Source organism: Streptomyces sp. 8L (genome assembly GCF_020176795.1).
Lineage (GTDB): Bacteria > Actinomycetota > Actinomycetes > Streptomycetales > Streptomycetaceae > Streptomyces.
In genome coordinates this window covers 1-3,083 of record NZ_JAIUKE010000157.1, presented here as the reverse complement: position 1 = coordinate 3,083, position 3,083 = coordinate 1, and the positions used below count along the sequence as shown (strand labels likewise).

Annotated in this window: 2 protein-coding genes; one reads left to right on the top strand and one right to left on the bottom strand. The window is 71.3% G+C overall.

Annotated features, from left to right (window positions below):
• Window positions 1-111 precede the first annotated feature (111 nt).
• Window positions 112-1,551 carry an NADP-dependent phosphogluconate dehydrogenase gene (gene gndA, locus LCE31_RS15035; RefSeq protein ID WP_225014757.1) on the bottom strand — a complete coding sequence of 480 codons (1,440 nt, stop codon included), beginning with the start codon at window positions 1,549-1,551 and terminating at the stop codon, window positions 112-114.
• A 544-nt stretch (window positions 1,552-2,095) separates the two neighbouring features.
• On the opposite strand from gndA, the gene LCE31_RS15030 reads away from it, so the two are divergent.
• A complete protein-coding gene (locus LCE31_RS15030; protein WP_225014756.1) occupies window positions 2,096-2,857 on the top strand; it encodes a DeoR/GlpR family DNA-binding transcription regulator in 762 nt (253 codons plus the stop codon).
• Window positions 2,858-3,083: the final 226 nt, after the last annotated feature.

The following is a 3,083-nucleotide window of genomic DNA, read 5'->3' as shown; positions in this document are numbered from 1 at the left end:
CGCCCGTTGGGCCACCGCCCCTCCGCCGTGCTCCCGCTGCCGCGGCGGGCGGTCAGGAGGCCGCGGCAGCGGGGAAACAAACGGCCGCCGACGGCCGGAGCGGGCGGCGGGTCAGCTCTCGACTTCGCTCTTGTCCGCGCCCCACAGGACGTGGAAGGTGCCGTCCCGGTCGGTACGGCGGTAGGTGTGGGCGCCGAAGTAGTCGCGTTGGCCCTGGGTGAGGGCCGCGGGGAGGCGTTCGGCACGCAGGGAGTCGTAGTAGGCGAGGGCGGCCGTGAAGCCGGGAGTGGGTACGCCCTGGAGGACAGCGGTGGAGGCGACGGCGCGCCAGTCGTCCTGCGCGGCGGCGATCTCGTCGGCGAAGCCCTTGTCGGCGAGAAGGCTCGGCAGCTGGGGCTGTGCTTCGTAGGCGCCGGTGATCCGGTCGAGGAAGGCCGCGCGGATGATGCAGCCGCCGCGCCAGATCGCGGCGATCCTGCCGAGGTCGATGTCCCAGTCGTACTGCTCGCTGCCCGCGGCGAGCTCGTGGAAGCCCTGCGTGTACGAGACGATCTTCGAGGCGTACAGAGCCTGTTCGACCTTGTCGGCGAAGGCCGCTGCCTCGTCCTTGCCCAGCGGGCGGGCGGTGGGTCCCGCGAGGTGCCGGGAGGCTTCGCGCAGGCGGGCGTGGCCGGAGACGGCGCGGGCGAAGACCGCTTCGGCGATCCCGGACACGGGAACGCCGAGGTCCAGGGCGATCTGGACGGTCCAGCGGCCGGTGCCCTTCTGCTCTGCCTGGTCGAGCACGACATCCACGAACGGCTTGCCGGTCGCCGCGTCGACGTGCGAGAGCACTTCCGCGGTGATCTCGATGAGGTAGGAGTCCAGGCGCCCGGAGTTCCAGGTGCGGAAGACCTCCGCGATCTGCGCGGGGGAGTAGCCGGCCACGTCCCTCAGCAGCTGGTAGGCCTCGCCGATGAGCTGCATGTCGGCGTACTCGATGCCGTTGTGGACCATCTTCACGAAATGGCCGGCCCCGTCGGGGCCGATGTGCGTGACGCACGGAGCCCCGTCCTTGGCCTTCGCGGAGATCTTCTCCAGCATGGGCCCGAGCGACGCGTACGACTCCTTGCTGCCGCCCGGCATGATGCTGGGTCCGTGGAGGGCTCCTTCCTCTCCGCCGGAGACCCCGGTGCCCACGAAGTGGATGCCCTGCCGACGGAGCTCCTGCTCACGGCGGCGCGTGTCGGCGAAGTGCGCGTTGCCGCCGTCGATGATCATGTCGCCGGACTCCAGGAGCGGCGCGAACTGCGCGATCACCGCGTCCGTGGGCTCCCCGGCCTTCACCATGACGACGAGGCGCCGGGGCTTCTCCAGGGACGCCACGAAATCCTCGGCGCTCTCGGTGGCGATGAAATCACCCTCGTCCCCGAACTCCTCGATGAGTTCACGCGTGCGCGCGGAGGTTCGGTTGTGCAGGGCGACGGTGTATCCGTTGCGTGCGAAGTTCCGGGCCAGATTGCGCCCCATGACGGCAAGTCCTGTGACGCCGATCTGGGCTGTGCTGCTCATTGGGACCCTGCCTTCTCTCGGTTTTCGTCGTGTCCGGCAGTTCGATCGACCGCCATGGTGGAACGGATTTCCAGCTTATGGTGCGCGGCTGGTCGAGGCCGGGGGCTGGACCTGGTGGTGTCCGTGTCGTCCTGGGCCCTGGCCCCCGGACGGCCCTCCCTCTCGGTCCCCGGACGGCCCTGCCTGCTGATCGTCAATCGCGCACCGGCACCGTTCATTCCGCGTCGCGTGCCGCGCGGCGCGGACCGTGCCCGGAACCGGGCGTCATCGGGCGCCCGCGGCGCCGGGCCCGAGCGCGAGGTCGGGCACGGAGCGGGCGGCCCGATGGCGCGATCGGGCACCGATCCGGGCGGGGGCGGGCGCCCGATCGGTCATGACCTGCTCAAAGCCGATCGGGGAAACGGGCAGGAACGGGCACAGCGGCTTTGGCGAAGAAGCTGGTCCAGCGCGGGGCGTTGCTTGTACAAACGACGCATGAGCCCGAACGGGTACGGGACCCGAGCGGGCACATGGGCCGAGTGAGCAGCAAGCAGGGAAGTGTGCAGTGGACCCCGACGAACGCCGACGAACGATCCTCGACGTCGCCCGCAGGGACGGCGCCGTGGACGTCACCGAACTGGCCGCCGAGCTGTCCGTCGCGAGGGAGACCGTACGCCGCGACCTGCGCGCGCTGGAGGAGCACGGCCTCGTGCGCAGGACGCACGGCGGCGCGTACCCGGTGGAGAGCGCGGGGTTCGAAACCACTCTGGCGGTGCGCACGACCCGGCTCGTACCGCAGAAGTCCCGCATCGCGAGGGCCGCCGCCGATCTGCTCGGCGACGCCGAGACCGTCTTCGTGGACGAGGGCTACACCCCGAGGCTGGTGGCCGAGGCGCTGCCGAGGGACCGGCCCCTGACGGTGGTGACCGCCTCCCTCGGCGTGGCCACCGCGCTCGCGGGGGCGGAGAAGACGGCGGTGCTCCTCCTCGGCGGCCGGGTGCGCGGCTCCACCATGGCGACCGTCGACCACTGGACCACCCGCATGCTCTCCGAGTTCGTCATCGACCTGGCGTACATCGGGTCGAACGGCATCTCCCGCGAGTACGGCCTGACCACCCCCGACCCCGCCGTCAGTGAGGTCAAGTCCCAGGCCATGCGCAGTGCCAGACGGCGCGTCCTGACCAGTGTCCACACCAAGTTCGGGGCCGTCAGCTTCTGCCGGTTCGCGGAGGTGGCGGACTTCGAGACCATCGTCACCGACGCGGGCCTCTCCTCGGCCGAGGCGCAGCGCTACACGCTCCTCGGCCCGCAGGTGCTGCGCGTCTGACACGAGCCCCGTCCCCGAACGTACCTGCCACGCGGCCCCGTTCACCGCCCAGCCGGTCCGCTACCGTGTCGCCCGGCCCCGCAAGGGCACACACTCCGTACCTCCGAACCGGGTGGCGGCGCGAAGGCCGCGAAGCCGACGCCGCCCCCGGGCATCCCGCCTCTCCGATCCGCACACCCCGCCCGCACATCCGTACCGCCTCATCAGTCCGCCCCCGCGAGCGCGG